At 60.5% G+C, this 4,167-nt stretch carries 4 protein-coding genes; 2 read left to right on the top strand and 2 right to left on the bottom strand.

Annotation, left to right across the window (positions count from 1 at the left end; genetic code table 11):
• Both AWB68_RS43030 and AWB68_RS43025 read right to left on the bottom strand, forming a co-directional pair.
• Positions 1 to 497, bottom strand: a 497-nt coding sequence (locus AWB68_RS43030) for a LysR family transcriptional regulator (RefSeq protein WP_143282040.1), incomplete at its 3' end; no start/stop codon positions are given.
• Positions 498 to 1,048: 551 nt separating this feature from the next.
• Positions 1,049 to 1,636, bottom strand: a complete 588-nt coding sequence (locus AWB68_RS43025) for a MarR family winged helix-turn-helix transcriptional regulator (RefSeq protein ID WP_087650199.1) — start codon at positions 1,634 to 1,636, stop codon at positions 1,049 to 1,051.
• 243 nt (positions 1,637 to 1,879) lie between these two features.
• Here AWB68_RS43025 and AWB68_RS43020 point away from each other — a divergent pair, with 243 nt between their 5' ends.
• On the top strand, positions 1,880 to 3,232 hold the full coding sequence (locus tag AWB68_RS43020) for an MFS transporter (RefSeq protein ID WP_087650198.1): 1,353 nt from the start codon (positions 1,880 to 1,882) through the stop codon (positions 3,230 to 3,232).
• Positions 3,233 to 3,412: 180 nt separating this feature from the next.
• A partial coding sequence (locus AWB68_RS43015) for a ferredoxin reductase (RefSeq protein WP_200828957.1) occupies positions 3,413 to 4,167 on the top strand: 755 nt, incomplete at its 3' end.

Genomic DNA, 4,167 nt, shown 5'->3' with positions numbered 1-4,167 from the left:
ACCATTTCCTCGACCAGCAACGGCTCGACATCGAGCGTCAGGCGCCCGCGCGGCTTGTTGATGATCGCGGCATCGAGCCGGCCTGCCTCGACCGCATCGATGAGTTGCGCGCTGAAACCATCGGCCACCGATACCTCGACTTGCGGAAAGAGCGCGTCAAACCTCGCGAGTGACTCCGGCAAGACGCTATCCGCTTCCGACGCCACCATCCCGAGCGAAACGCGACCTGTGATAATCATGTCGCGCCGGCTCAATTGCTCGCGCGCGTGATCGATGTCGCGCATGATCGGCGTGTACAGGCGATACATGAGGCGCGCCGCTTCGGTCGGCGCCATGCCGTGCGGGCCGCGTTCGAAGAGCGTCTGTCGCAGTTCGGCCTCGAGCTTCGAAATCTGCATGCTGAGCGCGGGCTGCACGATATTGAGGCGCTTGGCCGCGCGCGTGACGGATCCATCCTCGAAGAGGGCGATGAAATACTGGATTTGCTTGAGGTCCATGAGGCCCGAGCGAGGAGGAAAGCCTGAGACTACGAGTGTAACCATAAGTCGAAGCGTGCGTGGGTTCGACGCTGTCGCGCAAGGGTGACTAAGACGGCCCGATAAGGACGGGGACCATCTTTACATGGCCAGCCGTTCCTCCATTCGATATTTGCATATCTGTTCCAAATCGATACATAAGCTAAAGTGCATCCACCTGTCTTACAAGGCAACGCACCGTAGCCGGCCAAAAACCCTCAAGGCGGGCCCCGGCGGCACGGAAAGCGACGAGCGGATGCACGCATTAGCGCCACTGAAGGCTTAGTTGGCCCCGCGCCGGTTGCAGCGCATCGCCGGTAGAGATCAAATTGCTGGCTCTCGCACGCGTGAGGGCGCGCGGGCCGGATAAAAACCGCTGCGGACGACGCCTTTGTGTCGTGAAATGCCATTGATCTGTTGTCTCCAGAACCCATCGCAGCCCGCGCCGCACCTTCTTGATCGGGCGTCAGATAGCGCAGATAATTCGCCGCCATTTGTCGATGAAGATCACACCTGCCGAACCGAAAAAGAGATCAGGCGTCTTTCAGCGTGTCTGCGCGCTCTGTGATCAGACGCCCCAACGCACGCGTCGATGGCACGCGGCGCATTGGATTGGTAGAGCCGGATTCGTCCTCCGCGAGGTTCTCGATGATCGCGAGCAGCACCTTGCGCGCGGTGTTGATGTCGCGCTCGCTCAGGCCCGTCACGCTGATTTCGTTGACTTCCTCGGCGAGCGGCACGAGCTTTTTCTTAAGCGCGCGGCCTTCGGGGGTTAAGAACACATGTACGTTCTTCTTGTTGTCGGGCAGCTGTTGCCGCTCGACGAGCCCGAGCTTTTCCATCGCCGTCACAGCCGAGAATGTGGTTGGCTGCATCACGCCCGCCTGTTCGCTCAATTCGCGCTGCGTGAGGCCATCTGTTTCCCAAAGTATGCGCAGAAAAGTCCAGTGTCCGAACGATACAGAGTGTTCAGCGAGCCGCATTTGCAGAGCACGGACCATCGAGCGCGTGGCGTCCTTTACGAGGTGCGCGAGCCGATCGTTCGGCACGGTGTCGTGCCAGTGACGCAGCATTTCCGCGGTTTCGCGTGGCGCGCCAGCCACAGGTTTCTTTTGTGTCATGACGTGTTCCCAAAGCCCCAGATGTAGCCTGTTCGACATGATAGCCGGTAAAAACGCCGCCTCGGATGCCGGCGAATGACGAATAACCGTCTTCTCGGGGCAAACCCGAGCTTGCTTGCCCTTGCTGGCCTCTCTACATTATAATTAGAGATCGAATAAAAATACTTTAGGACGCGATGTCGCGCGGAAGGATTCCGAGCGACCGCGCGTCGTCCTCATGAGCGAGCGGAACGGAGACATCTGGTGGCCAAATCCACACTTACGCAATTCCTGCTGGAGTCGGACGCAACGGCGGCACGCGTCGAAGCGACGTATCACAAGGTCACCTGGCGGCTGATGTCGTTCATCTTCGTTTGCTGGGTGCTGAATTACCTCGACCGGGTGAACGTCAGCTTCGCGCAATTGCATCTGAAACAGGACCTGGGCTTGAGTGATGCCGCCTACGGGCTCGGCGTGAGCCTCTTCTTCATCGGCTATATCTCGCTCGAAGTGCCGAGCACGCTGTGGCTAAAGAAGATCGGCGCGCGGCTGACGATCTCGCGCATCATGATTCTGTGGGGCGGCATCTCGACTGCGATGGCGTTCATGACCACGCCGACGCAGTTCTACGTCGCGCGCATTCTGCTGGGCGCGGCCGAAGCTGGCTTCTGGCCGGGCATCATCCTGTACCTCACGTACTGGTATCCGGGTGCACGGCGGGCGCGGATAACGTCTCGCTTCCTGCTTGCGATTGCGGCCGCCGGTATCATCGGTGGGCCGCTATCGGGCTGGATTCTGCATAACTTTACCGATGTCTATGGCTACAAGAACTGGCAATGGCTCTTCTTCCTTGAAGGTCTGCCGGCACTCCTGATGGGCATCGTGGCATTTTTCTATCTCGTCGACAAACCACAGGACGCGCGCTGGCTCGATGACGATCAGAAGAAGATCATCCTCGATGCGCTCGCTGCCGACCGCGCCGAAAAGAAGTCCTCGAAGCATGGCAAGCATCAGCTACTCGCGGCGCTGAAAGATCCGCGCGTCTACATCCTCGCGGCGGGCTGGGGCACGGTGCCGCTGTGCGGCACGATCCTCAATTACTGGACGCCCACGATCATCCGTCAGGCGGGTGTCGCCGACGTGTTGAATGTCGGGCTGCTGTCCGCGCTGCCTTATATCATCGGTGCGCTCGGCATGTTCATCGTTGCTCGCAGTTCAGACGTGACGCTGGAGCGGCGTTGGCACTTCTTCGGCTGCACGGCGATCGGCGGGCTGGGTGGCTTCCTGCTGCCTCTGGTGTCGGGCAGCACGGTGGCCTCGATCGTGTGTCTCGGCATGATCTCGATCTCTTACTTCGGCGCGGCCGCGATCATCTGGTCAATCCCACCGGCCTACCTTACCGACGAAGCGGCGGCGGCGGGCATCGGCGCGATTAGTAGTCTCGGCCAAGTGGGTGCGTTCTGTGGGCCCATCGCGCTTGGCTGGATCAAAACGGTGACCGGCAGTCTTGCGATCGGGCTGTCCGCGATCGCAGCGCTCGTCGTGCTCGGCGGGCTCGCGGTGCTGATCGGGGTGCCAGCGAATACCCTGCGCGAGCACGCGGAAAAAGCTTCCTGAAACACCATTCTCTCAGCATGGACGGCGCCTTCGGGCGCTTTTTTTTTCGCGCATTTCCAGCGCTTCAAGGGAAAACCCGCTTGCGTTCCTTTAGTTAGATATCTAATATAAACGCATTGGGTGGCGCGTTGCTAATTTCGCGCCGCGCGGGACGAAGAGAGAGCAGGGAGGCAGACGCAAATGAGTCAGTTGACAAGCATGGAAGAGGTCTTCAGGACGCTCGCGGTGACGAAGAAAACGCGGGTCGCAGAGGGCATCGTGAGCTTCGAGCTGCGCGATCCTGAAGGGCGGGAACTGCCGCCGTTCACCGCGGGTTCGCACGTCACGGTGCGTGTGCCGAGCGGCGCGAGCCGCAATTATTCGCTATGCAACGATCCGGATGAATCCGACCGCTACTTGATTGCGGTCAAACGCGATGCTGCCGGTCGCGGCGGTTCGGTCAGCATGACGGACGACGTGTCGGAGGGCGATCGGATTGAAGTCTCAGAGCCTCGAAACGAGTTCGGTCTGAGCGAGCGTGCACGTAGCTTCGTGTTCGTCGCGGGCGGCATCGGCATCACGCCGATTCTCTCGATGATGCGGCATCTGAAGGCCGCCGGCGGCCCCCGCTTCAAGCTCTACTACCTCACACGCAGCCCTGAAATGACCGCGTTCCTCGACGAACTCACTGGCCCCGAATGGAAGTCGCACGTCGTCGTGCATCACGATTTCGGCGACCCCGCGGATGCCTTCGATTTCTGGCCCGTCTTCGAGAAGACTGGCAGCGGCACGCACGTCTACTGCTGTGGCCCGCGCGCGTTGATGGACGGCGTGCGCGACATGACGGGCCACTGGCCGCAGGGCAGCGTGCATTTCGAAAGCTTCGGCGTCGATCAGTCGCTCGTTGCCGAGAACAAGCCATTTCGCGTGAAGCTGGAGCGCTCGGGCCAGACTTT

The organism is Caballeronia choica, assembly GCF_001544535.1.
Taxonomy (GTDB): Bacteria; Pseudomonadota; Gammaproteobacteria; order Burkholderiales; family Burkholderiaceae; genus Caballeronia; species Caballeronia choica.
Note: the sequence above shows the minus strand (reverse complement) of the source record. Positions and strands in the feature narration are given on the sequence as shown.

Coding starts and splice junctions, on each gene's coding strand:
- AWB68_RS43025 (WP_087650199.1), bottom strand. CDS start 1,636: ATGACACAAAAGAAACCTGTGGCTGGCGCGCCACGCGAAACCGCGGAA.